16 protein-coding genes are annotated in these 16,250 nt (G+C 62.7%); 13 read left to right on the forward strand and 3 right to left on the reverse strand.

Annotated elements, in window-relative coordinates; all coding sequences use genetic code 11:
* Positions 1-115: 115 nt before the first annotated feature.
* The 11 genes from Pla111_RS02035 (at position 116) to Pla111_RS02085 (ending at position 11,740) form a co-directional block, all read left to right on the forward strand.
* Positions 116-1,258: a hypothetical protein gene (locus Pla111_RS02035; RefSeq protein WP_146570869.1), complete on the forward strand. Its 1,143-nt coding sequence runs from the start codon at positions 116-118 to the stop codon at positions 1,256-1,258.
* A 250-nt stretch (positions 1,259-1,508) separates the two neighbouring features.
* Positions 1,509-2,753: a beta-ketoacyl-[acyl-carrier-protein] synthase family protein gene (locus tag Pla111_RS02040; RefSeq protein WP_146570871.1), complete on the forward strand. Its 1,245-nt coding sequence runs from the start codon at positions 1,509-1,511 to the stop codon at positions 2,751-2,753.
* Positions 2,754-2,916: 163 nt separating this feature from the next.
* Positions 2,917-3,177: an acyl carrier protein gene (locus Pla111_RS02045; protein WP_146570873.1), complete on the forward strand. Its 261-nt coding sequence runs from the start codon at positions 2,917-2,919 to the stop codon at positions 3,175-3,177.
* 117 nt (positions 3,178-3,294) lie between these two features.
* Positions 3,295-4,704, forward strand: a complete 1,410-nt coding sequence (locus tag Pla111_RS02050) for a phytoene desaturase family protein (RefSeq protein ID WP_146570875.1) — start codon at positions 3,295-3,297, stop codon at positions 4,702-4,704.
* Positions 4,705-4,759: 55 nt separating this feature from the next.
* Positions 4,760-5,479, forward strand: coding sequence for a hypothetical protein (locus tag Pla111_RS02055; protein ID WP_146570877.1), 720 nt, complete (start codon positions 4,760-4,762; stop codon positions 5,477-5,479).
* Between the two features lie 138 nt (positions 5,480-5,617).
* A complete protein-coding gene (locus Pla111_RS02060; protein ID WP_146570879.1) occupies positions 5,618-7,108 on the forward strand; it encodes a phytoene desaturase family protein in 1,491 nt (496 codons plus the stop codon).
* Between the two features lie 42 nt (positions 7,109-7,150).
* On the forward strand, positions 7,151-7,606 hold the full coding sequence (locus Pla111_RS02065; RefSeq protein ID WP_146570881.1) for a GNAT family N-acetyltransferase: 456 nt from the start codon (positions 7,151-7,153) through the stop codon (positions 7,604-7,606).
* Positions 7,607-7,885: 279 nt separating this feature from the next.
* Positions 7,886-8,338 carry a 3-hydroxyacyl-ACP dehydratase FabZ family protein gene (locus tag Pla111_RS02070; RefSeq protein WP_146570883.1) on the forward strand — a complete coding sequence of 151 codons (453 nt, stop codon included), beginning with the start codon at positions 7,886-7,888 and terminating at the stop codon, positions 8,336-8,338.
* A 119-nt stretch (positions 8,339-8,457) separates the two neighbouring features.
* Entirely contained in the window at positions 8,458-9,300 is an 843-nt protein-coding gene (locus Pla111_RS02075; protein ID WP_146570885.1) for an enoyl-ACP reductase FabI, read from the forward strand.
* Positions 9,301-9,698: 398 nt separating this feature from the next.
* Positions 9,699-11,300 carry a serine/threonine-protein kinase gene (locus Pla111_RS02080; protein ID WP_146570887.1) on the forward strand — a complete coding sequence of 534 codons (1,602 nt, stop codon included), beginning with the start codon at positions 9,699-9,701 and terminating at the stop codon, positions 11,298-11,300.
* A 203-nt stretch (positions 11,301-11,503) separates the two neighbouring features.
* Positions 11,504-11,740, forward strand: coding sequence for a hypothetical protein (locus Pla111_RS02085; RefSeq protein ID WP_146570889.1), 237 nt, complete (start codon positions 11,504-11,506; stop codon positions 11,738-11,740).
* Positions 11,741-11,824: 84 nt separating this feature from the next.
* Here Pla111_RS02085 and Pla111_RS02090 read toward each other — a convergent pair whose 3' ends face one another.
* Positions 11,825-12,859, reverse strand: coding sequence for a 3-oxoacyl-ACP synthase III (locus tag Pla111_RS02090; RefSeq protein ID WP_146570891.1), 1,035 nt, complete (start codon positions 12,857-12,859; stop codon positions 11,825-11,827).
* A 719-nt stretch (positions 12,860-13,578) separates the two neighbouring features.
* Between Pla111_RS02090 and Pla111_RS02095 the strand changes: the two genes are divergently transcribed.
* On the forward strand, positions 13,579-14,322 hold the full coding sequence (locus tag Pla111_RS02095) for a gamma-glutamyl-gamma-aminobutyrate hydrolase family protein (RefSeq protein ID WP_146570893.1): 744 nt from the start codon (positions 13,579-13,581) through the stop codon (positions 14,320-14,322).
* Positions 14,323-14,448: 126 nt separating this feature from the next.
* Here Pla111_RS02095 and Pla111_RS02100 read toward each other — a convergent pair whose 3' ends face one another.
* The gene (locus Pla111_RS02100) at positions 14,449-15,033 is read right to left on the reverse strand and encodes a DJ-1/PfpI family protein (RefSeq protein WP_146570895.1); all 585 of its coding nucleotides are present in this window, start codon (positions 15,031-15,033) and stop codon (positions 14,449-14,451) included.
* A gap of 74 nt (positions 15,034-15,107) precedes the next feature.
* A complete protein-coding gene (locus Pla111_RS02105; RefSeq protein WP_146570898.1) occupies positions 15,108-15,503 on the reverse strand; it encodes an acyl-CoA thioesterase in 396 nt (131 codons plus the stop codon).
* Positions 15,504-15,724: 221 nt separating this feature from the next.
* Between Pla111_RS02105 and Pla111_RS02110 the strand changes: the two genes are divergently transcribed.
* Positions 15,725-16,225: an acetolactate synthase gene (locus Pla111_RS02110; protein ID WP_146570900.1), complete on the forward strand. Its 501-nt coding sequence runs from the start codon at positions 15,725-15,727 to the stop codon at positions 16,223-16,225.
* Positions 16,226-16,250 lie beyond the last annotated feature (25 nt).

Here is a 16,250-nt window from a genome sequence, read left to right on the forward strand (position 1 = left end):
GACGCTAGCCGTTTGCCTGTGGTCCACGGCAGGGGGGCTTGGCTGTCGGCAAGCCGCCACTTCTCCGGCTAAACCGAAACCGGCCGCGGCGAGTGTAACGTTACGGATAGCGGTCGTGAACGATCGGCCCCTCGCCGGTGCCCTGGATCGCTTGCGGGGCGAGTGGCGGCAACGCTCGGCGGGAGCTTTCAGCACCACGCTTTGCGAAACGTGTGACGAGGCCTCGATCGCCGCGTCAGACCTGATCGTATTTCCGTCAGCGCAGCTCGGAAAGCTTTGCGAAAACAATCAGTTGCGGGCAGTGCGACGCTCGGTGCTGGCCAGCGAAGAGCTCAATTTCAACGATCTGTTTTCGCTGGTTCGCGACGTCGAGATCGTCTACGGCGGCTGCGTTATGGCGCTGCCGCTGGGGTGCCCCTGTCCGCTGCTGATTGCCGAAGATTCCTCCGTGTCCGCTGCAGGGGTGAGCCTGATTGACCAACCCGACAACCGCTCGATCGCGCTGGCATTTTTGGCTTGTGTGGCTCCGCAAGCGGTGCATCGCAGCGAGGCGACGACATTGTGGGATGCCGAAAGCCTCCGGCCGCGGCTGACTTCGCCCCCCTTTGTTCGCGTCTTACGGAAGCTGACGGCTGGCTCCGATCGACAACCTGTCGCGCGGCTGGTCTGGCCCCAACGTGCCGGTGCGGTGGCTCCCCCAAGCCAATTTGTGGCGACAGCGCCCGGATCGGACGAGGTCTTCAACCCGCTGGCCGAGGCTTGGGAACCAACGAACGACCGCAAGGCGACGCTGCTCGCGAGCAGCGGGCGTTTGGTGGCGGTCACCACCAGCAGCCGCAACGCGGCTTCAGCCTTTCGGTTGGCGGCGTGGTTAGCGAGCAGCGACGTGACAGGCCAACTCGCGCGATCGACCGACGGGATCGCGAATTGCCGCGTTTCGCGTTCTGGCGTTGCCGATCACTGGCTCGCGTCGGACCCCGCTGTGCGAGGGGGCGAAGCCTTTTCGGCGGCCCTCGCCGAGTCCTTAACGGCTCGTCGGGCGTTGCTCACCCCCCGTTTGCCGGGAGCGGAACGCTATCTGGACGAACTCGGGTCGGCGATTCGCTTGGCGGTTGAGGGGCAGGCAAGTCCCGAATTGGCTCTCGCGGGTGCCTCGGCGGCCTGGGAAGACCTTTCTGATGAAATCGGCCGCGAGGCGCAGCTCGCTGCCTATTTACGGAGCGTCAACGCCCGCGACTATTCGCCGCCTACCAAGTAGGACTCGCCGCCTACCAAGTAGGACTCGCCGCCTACCAAGTAGAACTCGCCGCCTACCAAGTAGAACTCGCCGGCCGCGGGTTTCCGGCACGAGGGGCCTGGGTTAGCCCGATCGTGGCCGAGAATCGCCCGCACCGCTTGCTAAACCGAGGCCTCAGCGGTAGTTTCGGATGGTTCGGCACCCAGCGTCGACCGCCGCCCAGGGGGTGGGCTGGTTGGCTCGCACATGACGGATCGGCCAACCCTAACCGATGATCAGCTCTGGCAGCCCCACCGATCGCATTGTCATCACTGGCGTAGGCTTGACCTCGCCCAATGGCGATACGCTCGTGGACTTTCGCGAGGCCCTCTTAAATGGCCGCAGCGGCGTCTCGGATTACGAGATCCGGTACGTGGGCAAAACGTTCGCCGGGGTCTGCCGCTTCGATGAGCTAAAGTACCAAAAGCGGCGTGACGTGCGCCGGGGCACGCGGGCTGGCAGCATCGCCATTTACTGTGCCAATGAAGCGCTCGCCGACTCGGGGCTCGACTGGCCGAATATCGATCGCCAACGGGTTGGCGTCTATATCGGCGTGACCGAGCACGGCAACGTCGAGACCGAGAACGAGATCCACGAGATCAAGGGTTACGACTACGACACGTCGGTTTGGTCGCACCATCACAACCCGCGCACCGTGGCGAACAACCCGGCCGGTGAGATCACGCTCAACCTGGGGATTACGGGCCCGCATTACACGATCGGGGCGGCCTGTGCGGCGGGCAACGCCGGCATGATCCAGGGGGCCCAGATGCTGCGCCTCGGCGAGTGCGACCTCGCGCTGTGCGGCGGTGTTTCCGAGAGCATCCACACGTTTGGCATCTTCGCCGGTTTTGCCAGCCAGGGCGCGCTGGCGGCGCATACCAACGCTGCCTTGGCCTCGCGTCCGTTTGACAAAGCACGCAACGGGATTGTCGTTTCTGAAGGGGGCTGCCTCTACACCCTTGAGCGTTACGAAGACGCCCGCCGTCGCGGTGCGAAAATCTACGGCGAGATCGCGGGCTACGCGATGAACTCGGACGCCAGCGACTTTGTCCTGCCCAATCCCGATGAGCAGTCACGCTGCATGCGCATGGCGCTGGACCGCGCGGGTCTGGCGGCGGACAACATCGGCATCGTCAGCACCCATGCCACCGCCACCGCCAGCGGTGATGTGCAAGAGTGCGAGGCGGTTCGCCGTGTCTTCGGCAAGAGCCGCACCACCTGCATCAACAACACGAAAAGCTTCATCGGCCACGCGATGGGGGCGGCAGGCTCCTTGGAACTTGCCGGCAACCTCCTATCGTTTGAGGACGGCGTCTGCCACGCAACGATCAACGTGGATGATCTCGACCCCGACTGCGATCTGCCCGGACTGGTGCTCAACCAACCCCGCGAGGGGCTCCAGATCGATACGATCCTCAACAACTCGTTCGGCATGCTCGGCATTAACAGCGCACTGATCGTTAAGCGTGTGTGATCCCGATCGGTGTGCCGCGCGCCGGCCTGTCAGGCACCCCCGTCATAAAAAGCAACTTTACAAGACCAACGGAACACAGCCGCCATCGCCGACGACGAACGTATCGGAACGGTTCCGATCTTCGCTACGGACTTTGACTGCTGACAGCTGATAGCTATCCTCCATGACCCGCGACGAAATCCGCGATGAGATCCTCGACATCCTCGGCGATATCGCCCCGGATGAAGACCTGAGCCAACTGGACGACTCGCAGAGTTTTCGCGAGCAGATGGAACTCGACTCGATGGACTTTTTGGACATCGTCATGGAGCTGCGCAAACGCCACCGCGTGCAGATCCCCGAGGACGACTACGTGAATCTGGCGAGCATGGACTCGACCTGCACGTACCTCGAGCCGCTGATGAAAGACACGGCAAAGGCCTAGGCCGCTTGCCCGGGGCGGGGCAATTCATAAGTCGGAGGACGCCAGACAGCACGAGCCGCCGCCACGGCTTCTGACCCCCTGACGAGATTCGGGATTCTGCCCCTTCGAGTAACGGCCTTGGTTTACGACACGATCATCATCGGTGCCGGCATGAGCGGCCTCGCCGCGGGCATCCGTTTGGCGATGTACGACCAGCGGGTGTGCGTGCTCGAAAAGCACACCACCATTGGCGGCCTGAATTCGTTCTATCGGCTCCGCCGCCGCGATTACGACGTCGGGCTGCACGCGCTGACCAATATCACCCCCAAAGGGACCAGGAAGGGCCCGCTGGCGCGGCTGTTGCGGCAGCTCCGCTTCAGTTGGGATGACTTCCAGATCTCGCCCCAGATTGGTTCGCAGGTGGTGTTTCCCGGCCGGACGCTGGGCTTTGATAACAACCCCGCGCTGCTCGAAGCAGAAGTTGTGCGCGAGTTCCCCGCGCAGGCAGACAACTATCGGCGATTTGTTGCGGCGATCGCCGACTACGATGACCTGACCGACGAGCACCAGCAGCTTTCTGCCCGCCAGGTGGTCAGCAGCTATCTGACCGAGCCGGTGCTGGTCGAGATGCTGTTCTGCCCGCTCATGTTCTACGGCTCGGCCCGCGAGCACGACATGGACTGGGGCCAGTTCTGCATCATGTTCCGCAGCATCTTCCTGGAGGGTCTCGGCCGCCCGCACGCCGGCGTCCGGCTGATCCTCAAGAACCTCGTGAAGAAGTTCCGCGGCATGGGGGGCGAGCTGAGGCTCCGCGCCGGCGTCGATCGCCTGCACGTCGAGAACGGCCGCGTCACGGGCGTCGTCCTCGATAGTGGCGACGTGCTCGAGGCGAAGCGTGTCCTCTCGTCGGCCGGTTGGGTCGAGACCATGCGCCTGTGCGACGACGGCACACCGGTCGAGGTCGCCGGCTCCGCGCAACGCTCGGCTGGACGGCTTAGTTTCTGCGAAACGATCAGCACGCTGGACGTTGATCCCAAGCAAATGGGCTACGACCGCACGATCACGTTCTTCAACGACCACGAGCGCTTCGACTGGACCGTACCTGCCGAGCCGTGCGATCTGCGCAGCGGTGTCATCTGCAGCCCGAACAATTTTGATTATGCCACCGCGCTGGACGATGGCCGCGGCGGGCGGGGCACGATGCGGATCACGGTGCTCGCCAACCACGACTACTGGCACGGATTGGACGAGGCGGCTTACCCGATCGAGAAGCTCCGCTGGTTCGATCGCATCAATGCCGCAGGCGTGCGGTTCACGCCGGACTATCGTTCGCGGATTATCGACACCGACATGTTCACGCCCACCACAATCACCCGCTTTACGGGTCACGATAACGGTGCCGTTTACGGCGCGCCCGAGAAGCAGCTCGACGGCGCCACGCACCTGGAAAACCTGTTCGTGTGCGGCACGGATCAGGGCTTTGTGGGTATCGTCGGCAGCATCGTGAGCGGCATCGGCATGGCGAACCTGCACTGTCTGAAAGAGTAGGCAGGCAGCGATTAGCGTTACGGTTTGATACCGCCTGTGCTGCAGGGTCTTCACGATGGATTCAGAAGGTCGCCAACCACGCCGCTTCCGCTTCTCGCTATTGAATCTGCTGCTGTTGATCGCGCTCGTGGCATGCGCTGCGCTGATTTATCGACAGCAGCAGAACGTTGCCGCGATGCATCGTGAGGTTCAGCCGCTCCGTGATGAAGTTGCGAAGTATCGCAACGAATCGGGGGGGCTCGACATCGCTGACCCCGAGAAGATTTATGCAATCGCCATGCCCGGCAACACAACCGACGAATGGCGCTACCGCGTTTACCTGCCAGAGGGACGCCGCTACCTGGTCGCCTACCGAGTTAACGACCTGCCGATCGGCGGTGCTGCGCCGCAGGAGATACCAATGCCTAGCGGTAATACGATCGGATCGACTGAGAATGGCGGGTACTGCACGATCGAACCGGGCGAGCGCATCGTACGCGTCGCGCTGTTAAAACGAAACGATGGGGAGTGGGCTGTACAATTCACCACCCAGCAGGCAGGGTCGCCCACCCCCGGATCCTCCACGGGAGGAAACCTGGGGGAAGGCGTTTCTGATCGCTGGCCTGAGGTTCGGAGCAGGGCGCAAGCCACAGGAGGGGTTTTCGGCCAGCAGGCGTTTGCACCGCAGCTTGGCACGATCGTGCTACTTGATCATCGGTCGTGGGACTCTGCGCCTGGTCAATCCAGCGCGGACGCCCCCGAAGGGATCATGGTCTGGCTGCAAACGGCACCTTAGCGCTTCGACGCCCCCTCGCAACTCTGTGGGCATTCTCCCCCGTTGGAACGTTGCGGCTCGCCGGGAGTCGTCTCTACCGCTAGACTATGTGGCCATTTGCTGCCGTCAGCCTGCTGCCTTCTGCCGCTACTTCCCGCCATGCCCAAAGACTTTCTCGCCGGTGCCCAGGACCACTATGACGTCGTCGTTATCGGCGCCGGCCTCGCTGGGCTGACTTCGGCCAATATCCTCGCCCGGCAGGGACGCAGCGTTCTGCTGCTCGAGCAGCACTACAAGCTGGGCGGGCTGGCGACCTGGTTCAAACGGCCCGGCCACCACATCTTCGATATCTCGCTGCACGGGTTTCCGTACGGCATGGTCAAGAGCTGCCGCCGCTACTGGTCCAAGGAGATCGCCGACTCGATCGTTCAGCTGACGGGTATCCGGTTCGATAACCCGATGTTCTCGATCCAGACCGACTTCACGCGCGCCGACTTCACCCGCAAGCTGGTCGAGGATTTCCGCGTGCCGCAGGAGACGGTTGACGCGTTTTTCGATACGGCCCGCGGCATGAACTTTTACGACGACCAGCAGACCACGGCACGCGAGCTGTTCGACAAGTTCTTCCCCGGCCGCGAGGACGTGATCCGGCTCTTGATGGAGCCCATCACCTACGCCAACGGCAGCACGCTCGAAGACCCGGCGATCAGCTACGGCATCGTGTTCAGCAACTTCATGTCGAAAGGCGTGTTCACGTTCGAGGGGGGGACCGACGCGCTCATCACCAAGATGGGCGAAGAGCTGGTCAAGTCGGGCGTCGATGTGCGGATCCGATCCGACTGCGAGCGGATCCATGTTGGATCCGATGGCGACGGCGGCAGCAAGGTGACCGGCGTGACAGTCAACGGTCGGCACATCAAGTGCGACGCCGTCGTGAGCAACTCAAACCTTCGCAGCACGATCTTCAGGCTGTGTGGCGAAGAGGTCTTCGACAAGGATTTTGTTGAAGAGGCCCGCGCGGTGCGGATCAACAACAGCAGCACCCAGGTCTACATGGCGCTGCGGCCCGACGACCCGCTGGAAGAATCAACCGGCGACCTGTTGTTTACCAGCACGGCCCCCACGTTTAACACCGAGGCGTTGCTGTCGCGTGACATCACCAGCCGTACCTACTCGATGTACTACCCGCGGACGCGCCCCGAGGGCCGGCCGCAGAAGCTGATCGTGAGCAGCACCAACGCTCGCTGGGAGGATTGGGCCCAGATGCCCGAAGAAGAGTACCAGACGAGCAAGGCCGATCTGTGCGAGACCACGCTCGACGCGCTCGATCACTATGTGCCCGATATCCGCAACAGGGTGGTGCACGTCGAGGCTTCCACACCGCGGACCTTCAATCATTACACGCACCACGTGGCGGGAGCGAGCTTCGGCACCAAGTTCGAGGGGCTTGCCGTCAGCCGTGCGTTGCCGCAGCAGGTGCGCGGCCTGTTCCATGCGGGGAGCGTGGGGATCATCATGTCGGGGTGGTTGGGGGCGATGAACTACGGTGTGATCGTCGCCAACGAAGTGGACAGCACCCTGATGACCGGCGGCAGCGAATCGACAAGCGGTTTCGAGCGCGAAGTAGCGGCGGACGTCGCCGCGGGGTGAGCTGGCCGATGCGCATTGATTGTGGCGGGGAACGACGAACCGATGATCAGAACTCTGCGGATCGAAGATCTCCCCGCGGTTAAAGCGGTGATCGATGCGAGCGAATTGTTTCCGTCCGAAATGCTCGATGAGATGGTGGCTCCCTTTCTCGGCACCGAGCCCTGCCAAGAGTTTTGGCTTGTTGATGTCGATCCCGAGCCGATCGCCGTCGCCTATTGCGCGCAAGAACGGATGACCGAGGGCACATGGAACCAGCTCTTGATTGCCGTGCACCCCGAGCATCGAGGCAGGGGTATCGGCACGCAAATTATGAATCTGACCGAGCAGATTCTCCGCGAGCAGGGCGAACGGCTCTTGCTCGTTGAGACTTCGGGTACCAATGCATTCGAACGTGCGCGCGGTTTTTATCGAGGCAAAGGTTACGAAGAGGTAGCTTGCCTGCGTGATTACTATGCTGCCGGAGACGATAAGATCATCTTTCGTAAATCACTGTCTTGAACAGGCGACTTGACGATCTGCGGGGGGCAAAGCAAGAGAGGAAACTCCGCCCGAATCACCGCTTGTCGCCTTGTGAGCCCGACATTAGATCGGGCGGACGTCGCCACGTCTGGCGACCGATCGGCTCATGAATGTCGGGGCTACCCGACTCGTATCGGAGCGATCTAGACTGACTGCGATAGCCCTTTGAGCTTCGTTAGCCATTCGAGCGACGCATGCATTATCGACTTAGCCTACGCACGCATGGGCGTTGATCCGAATTTATCCCTGGCTCCTTAGATGTCTCGCGAACAGATCCAAGCCGCCATCCCGCACCGTGACCCGTTCTTGCTGATCGACGAAGTTGTCGAGCAGTCGGACGTGAGGATTGTTTGTGCCAAACAATTCTCGGGTGAAGAATTCTGGTACCGCGGGCATTACCCCGACTATCCGCTGACGCCCGGTGTGCTGCTGTGCGAGGCGTGTTTGCAGGCGGGCGCCGTGCTGCTGTCGAAGATCACCGAGACAGCGCAGGGGGGGCAGGGCAATGCCGGTGGTGTGCCGGTCGCCACGCGGCTCAACAATGTGCAGTTCCGCGAGATGGTCCGCCCCGGCGATGCGATCACGGTCGAAGTCGACCTCGTCGAGCAGGTCTCTAACGCCTTCTTCATGAAGGGCCGGGTCACCAACCAATCCAGCGGCAAACTCGCCGCGCGGTGCGAGTTCGCCTGTACGGTAGCCACTCCCGCCTGATTCCCTCACCCATTGAGGCAGGGCTAGGGTCGCCGCGATCCAAGCGCTCCGACCACCCTCACCCCGATCACCCTGATCCCGAACCTCTCGCATCGATGGGGGGGAAACGAGAGACTCCGATGCCGCATGACTTTCTGCAACTCGCCGGTAAAGCGGTTCTCATTGCTGGTGTCGCAAACAAGAAGAGCGTCGCCTGGCACGTGGCAAAGCTGCTGAAAGAGGCGGATTGCACGGTGCTCTATTCTGTGCGGAGCGAGGCCCGCCGCGCACAAGTGCAGAAACTCGCCGGGCCCGATGCCCCGGTGTTCGTCTGCGATGTGGAGTTCGACGAACAGATCGAGCGCCTCGCCGGTGAGGTTGCTGATTGGTGCCGAGCGAGCGATCAGCCGTTGGCGGGGCTGGTTCATTCCATCGCGTTTGCGGACTATGATCCCGCCGACCTGGAGCACGGCCCGCGGCCCTTCCACGAGACCACCCGCCAGCAGTTTGCCCGCACGTTCGGCATCTCGTGCTACTCGCTGGTGGCGCTGGCCAATGCTCTGAAGGGGGTGCTCGCCACCGACGCCTCGGTCGTGGCGATCTCGATCAGCACCACCGAGATGGCGAGCGAAAACTACGGCTACATGGCTCCGATCAAGGCGGCGCTCGATTCGTCGCTGGCGTTTCTCGCCAAATCGTTCAGCCGGTTCAGCCGCGTGCGGTTCAACGCCGTGGCCCCGGGGCTGCTCAAGACGTCCGCCTCTGCCGGCATTCCGGGTTATGTGGATTCCTACCTGTACGCTGAAAAGGCCACGCTCCGCGGCGAAGCCGTGAAGACGGAAGAGGCCGCCGCCGCCGTGGCCTTCCTGCTGAGCCCCCGTTCGAGCGGCATGAACGCCCAGCGGCTGGTGATCGACGCCGGCATGCGGGTCAACTACTTCGACGCCCAGATCGTGACGGCGGTGGTGGAGAAAGCGGATTGATCGGCATTGAGGGGCTGCCCGGGGCCGAATTTCTTCTCTGCTGCGGAGCGAACCAGGGAAAACGGTGGCGGGTTCTGCGCTCTCGTGATACTCTTAAGTGGCGAAGCTAGCAGCGGTTGCGCCCACGGGGGAAGCTCCCCGGCAAGCCCAATCACTGCTCGGCCCGCAGACTTATCCAGGCGGAGATTCCCGAGCCGCGGCTGACTCGGGGGTTCAAGAAAATGAGTTAGGACGACGCGTTCAAGGAAGACCAAGCTTGGTCGTCGCGTGCGGGGGTTGGCCTCCTCGCGAGCGAGGGCCCGCAACCCCTTCACCGCAGTTCCCTTTTTTCCCTTACGCTTGCGCTCCTGCACACCCTTTCGGTGGTGCTCGGGCGTGAGGTTATTGCTCCGCGACGGATGTCCGAGCTCGACGCCAACAACCTGATCGAACTGGTTCGCCGGAGTGAACTGATCGAGCCCAAACGGCTCGATCCGTTCCTCGATAAATGGGCGTCACAGCCTGAGGCAGCGCAGCAAGCCCCGCAGAGCATCGCCAAGGCGCTGATCGACGCCGATCTGCTCACCCAGTGGCAGGCAGACAAGCTGCTGGCTGGCAAGCACAAGGGTTTCAAGCTTGGCAAGTACAAGCTGCTGGGCGCGATCGGCAAGGGGGGCATGAGCCACGTTTATCTGGCCGAGCACGAGCTGATGAAGCGGCGCGTGGCGGTCAAGGTCTTGCCACGCCAGCGCGTGAAAGACAAGTCTTATCTCTCGCGTTTCCAGCTCGAAGCCCGCGCCGCGGCTCGGCTAGACGACCCCAACATCGTGCGGGTCTACGACATCGACAACGAGGGAGATAACCACTACATCGTCATGGAGTACGTCAACGGGCGTGACCTCCATCAGACGGTGAGCCAAGACGGACCGCTCCGCTTCGAGACCGCCGCTGACTACATCGCCCAGGTGGCCCGCGGTCTGGAGCACGCCCACAAGATGGGTCTGGTACATCGCGACATCAAGCCAGCGAACTGCCTCGTTGACCCCAACGAGACCGTCAAGCTGCTCGACATGGGGCTCGCCAAGCTCACCGACGACGAAACGTCGCTAACGCTCGCAAACGACGAGAACGTGCTGGGCACGGCCGATTACTTGGCCCCCGAGCAAGCGCTCAACAGCCACGAAGCCGACTCGCGGGCCGACATCTACAGCCTCGGCTGCACGCTCTACTACTTGCTGGCCGGTCGGCCCCCGTTTCCCGAAGGGACGATCTCCGAGCGTTTGCTCAAGCACCAGGTGGAAGAGCCGGAGAGTCTGCTCAGCATTCGCCCCGACACTCCGTTGACGCTGGTAACCATCTGCACTCGCATGATGGCCAAGCGTGCCGCCGATCGTCCGCAGACCGCGGACGCGGTCGCCGAACTGCTGACCGACTGGCTCAACGATCAGGGCTACACGCCGACCCGCTCGGGGGCCAAGCCCCGCGATGGCGTCAACACGGATTCGGGCCTGGGCAGCGGCGTCGGCAGCGGCATCCTGAGCCGCTACACGCAAGGTTCCTCCAGCCACGGTATGCCCGCCGCGGGCGGTATCGGCAGCGCCTCGGGTGATACGGCCAAGCTGTATGCTTCAAGCGGCATCGACACCGACGAAGACATTGGCTTAGCGCCGCTTGACGACGACGACGACGGTCCGAGCCGCAAGAAGGCCCGGCAAGATTCTTCCTCGTCAGGGGTGCTGTCGGACGTCGGCGAGAGCAAAGAGACACCCGCGAACACCGCCAGCAAGTCGTCGCTAAGTTCCGCGACGCGCAGGAAGCGGTCAATCTTCGAAGAAGAGTACGCCGAGCAAGAAGACGATCCGATCGCGAAGCGGGCCGCCTCGAAGATCGAAGATGCCTACGATCCGCTGCATCCCCCCGGCTACACCAACCCGTATGACAAGACGCCGATCGGTTTGTGGATCGGCTTGGGCGTGTTCCTGCTGCTGGCCGCGTTTATCGCCTTTAACCTGTTGGGTTAATGGTGGGCTAGGCGATCGATCGCGGGCCTGTGGATCGTTCTTAAGCGAAGCCCTGAATCGTCCCCCTTGGTGGAGCGCATGAAGCACCCACCCTTCTTGGTTCTGGGTAGTGTTTTTCCGATGCGCGTCGATTCTGATCAAGATCCAGCACATAAGAGCGAACAACCTCTAAATGATCTTCACCCCTCGAACAGCGTAAGCGTATGTATGAGCTAATTCGGACCGCCCTTGAGGTCCAGTTCCCCTTCAACATGATCATCGTGCTGGGTACGCTGGGTATCGCTCTTGCGGCGATTGGCATCGTGGGGGCGGAGGTGCGAAAATTCGCGACGCACCGTATCGACTTCGAGCTGAAGCGCGAGATGGTCGCGCAAGGGCTGTCAGCCGAGGAGATCGATCGGCTGCTCCAAGCCGGAAGCGATTCTCGTCACAAACAATAAAGCCCACCTAGATCGGCAGAGAGGCGGGCGTCTCTGTCACTGCCACGCGCTAGATTGTCCGCCGCGTTCACGACCGGGGGCGCTTTAGTGAACACCCCACCGCACGGCCATCATCAGGCAATTGACGCCCGAGCCGATGCCCAGCAGCGCGATCTGATCGCCATCGCTGAGCAGACCCTGTTCGATGCCGATCGAGAGCGTGGCGGGGAGCGCCGCCGAGCCGGTGTTGCCCAGCCATTCGAGTGTCGCGTAGTCGCGCTCCAGGGGCAGCCCCAGTTCAGACAGCATCAGCTTGCGATGGGCCGAGCCTACCTGGTGACAGAACGTGCGGTTGATGTCGTCGCGGCTCCATCCGGTCACTTCCAGCAGCCGCTGGAAGTTTTGACAGCCTGCGTTGACGCCCGCCCGCATCAGCCGCTCGCTGTCGGTGTGCATCACCTGAGAGAGGCCCTCGCTGCGGCACAGCTCATGATGCGTGGTGTCGGCGTAAGCCGTTGCGGCAACGAGGCGGCCTCCCCGGTCGGTCATGTCTGCACGACAGAGCACTATGGCGGCGCTGGCCGAGCCGATCGTGAGTGAGGCGAGCGAGTTCTTGATCGAATCCCTGGTGAGCGTTTTGTCGGCATTCAGGCGCACGATGGTGTTCTCGACCAGCGCCCGACCCGTCTCGGTGCCCACGACGATCCCCGCTTCGATCTGACCGGCTTCGATCAGCGTGGCGATCTGAGCGGCCCCTGAGAGGATCCCGAGGCAAGCGTTCGAGACGTCTTGCACCACGCAGTGGTGGGGCAGTTGCAGAGCGTGATGCACACGACACGCGGTGGCGGGTTCCAGGCAGTCGCGGCACACCGAGCCATGCAGGCACGCCCCGATACGATCGGGGGCCAGTCCGCTGCTGCTGAGCGCCGCCGCCGCCGTCCGCAGGCTAACATCGCCCGGCAGGGTGCCGACCGGATAGAACCGGCGCTCGCGGATGCCCGACATTAGTTCGAGCCGTCCCTCGGGCAGCTTGAGGCGGGCATAAAGCGGGCTCAGTCGCTGCTCGATCTTGCTCGAGGAAACGATTTCCTCGGGCAGGACATGGGCGATCGAGGCGATGCGGACATTCTTGTAGAGCAAGCGTTAAACCGTTGTCATTGCGGGGCTTACGATACAGTGGGTGGCTAGCGAAAGCTTACCCGCGGCGGGCCGACGCGGATACGGTCAGCCGTCCGCGAGGCCACGCTCAAACGGGGTCCTACCCCGCTACGTGAGGGCCTTCTCGGGAGGGAAATCTGGCCCGGGGCACAGCATGTTGTGCTATCGCGGGCGGATTTATCGAAAATCTTCCTATTCGGTTGTATTCTCGCCGGTCGGCGATACTCTCTGACTCACTTGCACTCCGCGCCACCAGACCGCCTGACAACGGTCGTTGCCTTACAAGGGGTAGCCGAGGGATCGACTGCATTGAAGCGAGGGGATGAGCGCTGGCACCACGTCTTGCTAAGGAGAAAATGTTTCTCTTGGGTAACACGCAGGGCGAGCGAGCAACCAGACCTCTTTAGCGTGTCAGGGAAAAGAAAAGAGGCGCGATACCGGCCCGGCCGGTTCGGCGAGACACGCACAAAGAGAATACGGTAATACTCAGCAAGAATCGGACGGCCACAACGCTTGATCCTCCCCGGCACCGCGAGGTGTCAGGGGCGGAATACTCAAACGTTTCCTACAGGCTTCCGTTTTTCCCAGCCGCCAGCGTTAGGCGGAATATCGACTCGATTGCGGCCGCGTGCCCAAAGGCTGCTCCTTGCCACTAGCCAGGCGCCCTCGACGGCGTCGCCAGCAGGGAGTGCGAAGCGAAAATGTCGAAGCCGATTATTGCGTTAAACGCGGACTATCGCGAAGCCACGGGCGACAAGCCCGCTTTCTCGGTCCTCACGGCCGGGTACTACAATGCCCTACTCGAGGTCGGCGCGTTGCCGATCATTGTGCCGCCGCTTGCGGAAGAGCAGGACATCGAGCAACTGCTCGACTCGGTCGATGGCGTTCTGCTCGTCGGCGGTGCGGATCTCGACCCTCGCCGAGACGGTTGGATGCTGCACCCCAGCGTCCGCCCGCTCGCTAGCCGTCGCGAGACCTTTGACCGCACGTTCGCTCGCATCGTGTGCGAACGCCGTGTGCCGGTGTTCGGGATCGGCGTGGGGATGCAGCTGCTGAATCTGGTGATGGGCGGCAATCTGCACCTGCACATCCCCGAAGATATTCCCGGTGCCTTGCCGCACAAGGATCTCCTCGATCCCTCGCATCGTCATACCCTGGAGATCGCCTCCGGCTCGATCATGGATCGGGTCTTTGGCGATGGCGAGCTGCGTGTGAACAGCTGGCACCACATGGCGATTGACGAGGTCGCCGAGGGCTTCGAGGTGACCGCCCGCTGCCCGGACGGCGTGATCGAAGCGATCGAGAGTCGCGTGCCGGATTGGTTCGCGATGGGAACGCAATTCCATCCCGAGGCGGCGACCGCTTCGGCGCTCGACCTCCGGATTTTTGAGGAATTCTTAATGGGCGCAAAGGATTGCGCCCCTGCGGTGCGGCTGGTTGCGTAAGCGATCGTCCTGTACGCACCGCGCTGGGTGGACGGAGCCACCGAAGCAAGCGCGACCCGGCATCAGCCGCCGGGTCGCGCTGCTTTTATAGACCGGAGCACGTCAGCTTCTGGCTGCCGATAAGCTTTAGGGGCGTAGCTCGCCCCCAAGCACGCCGACGAATGCCCGCAACCAGGCGGGGTGGGCCGGCCAAGCGGGGGCCGTGACCAGATTGCCATCGACACACACACTGTCGAGTCCGGCTGAAGGGGATTCCCAGATGCCGCCGGCAAGCAGCACCTCGGGCTTGCACGCCGGATAGGCCTGGACCCGCTTGCCCCGCACCACGTCGGCCGCCGCCAGCAGCTGCGCGGCGTGACAGACCGCGGCGATCGGTTTCGGGGCCGTGGCGAAGGCGCGAACAAGTTCGAGCACTCCCTCGTCGAGCCGCAGGTACTCGGGAGCGCGGCCTCCGGGGATCACCAGACCGACGAAATCATCGACCGACACCGAGGCCAGATCTCCGGTGATGATCAGTCGGTGTCCGGGCTTCTCGCTGTAGGTTTGAGCTCCCTCGAAGTCGTGGATCGCGGTGATGATGGTGTCGCCGGGCTTCTTCCCCGGACACACCGCGACGCACTCGTAGCCCACCATCTCGAGCGCTTGCAGGGGAACCTTCGCTTCGTAGTCTTCTACGTAGTCGCCCACCAAAAACAGCAATCGCTTGGTCATCGGTTCGGATTCGCAACAAACAGAGGGGGGAAGGGCAGGGGAGTGACGGCGGGGCGGTCGAGCGGCAGGCTGCTTTATTCCGCTTCGGGCAGTTCCAAGTAGGCGGGCAGGCGACAGATTTTGCCGGTGCGATCGACACACGCGATGGTGGTTGCGCCCTCGGCGATCAGCTCGTCGTTGCGGCGCAGTTCATAAACGTGGTCGATGCGGGCTCCGCGGGCACGCTCGGTACGGATCAGCACCCGGAGGGTGTCGCCGTAGCGGGCCGGTCGGTGGTAACGGCACGTGGCTCGGCTGACAACGAGCAGCACGCCGTCAGCTTCGAGGTCGGCATATTCGTGCCCCCGTGCCTTTAGCATCTCGACCCGCGCGAGCTCAAAATAGCGGAGAAAATTCGAGTGATGGACGTGCCCTTGGGCGTCGGTCTCGTAGTAGCGAACTGCGAGATCGAACTCGTAAGCGTCGGGCATCGGGTCACACAGCGTTGCGGAGCGGCGGGGTCCTGACCGCCAAAGGTGGCGGCCGGTCGATTTCTGATCATCCGTTGTTTGTACCGCTCTCGCGGGGAAGCAGCGAGCGTTTGCTTGGCCTTGGTTGCAACAAGCCTAGGCGGGGCCTACACTTGCGACCACTCAGACGAGCCGTTGAGGCTCGCTTCGGTCATCCCCCCGTTCCGCTTCTCGGAGACCTCATGAGCATCGGCGAAGGTGCCGGCACGCAAAACCTGACCGCCCGCGGCCGCGACTACCCCACCATCCGCCAGTTTACCGTGTTCTTAGAGAACCGGGTCGGAGCCCTGATGGGCGTCGTGCGACGCTTCGAGGGAAGTCGGGTGCGAATCGTGGCGCTGACGATTTCCGACTCGACCGAGTGCGCACTCGTGCGATTTCTGCTCAGCGATCCCGAAGCGGGACGCGAGATCTTGGAGCGGGCTGGTCTAGCGATCGTCGAATCGGACCTGATCGGCGTGGAACTTCCTCCAACGCCCCAGCCCCTGCTGCAGGTCTGTACCGCTTTGTTGAGCGCTGAGGTGAACATCACCCAGGTCTATCCGCTGCTGATTCGCCCTAACAGCCGCCCGGCGGTCGCGTTGATGGTGGACAACATCGAGCACGGCCTGGACACCCTCGCGCAGAAGGGTTTCCATACAATCTCCGAAGAAGAGTTGAAGGATTTTGATCCGATGAACTGAGGCCCAGGCCCCGGGTGGCTTTGCG

This window comes from Botrimarina hoheduenensis, from assembly GCF_007859815.1.
Taxonomy (GTDB): Bacteria; Planctomycetota; Planctomycetia; order Pirellulales; family Lacipirellulaceae; genus Botrimarina; species Botrimarina hoheduenensis.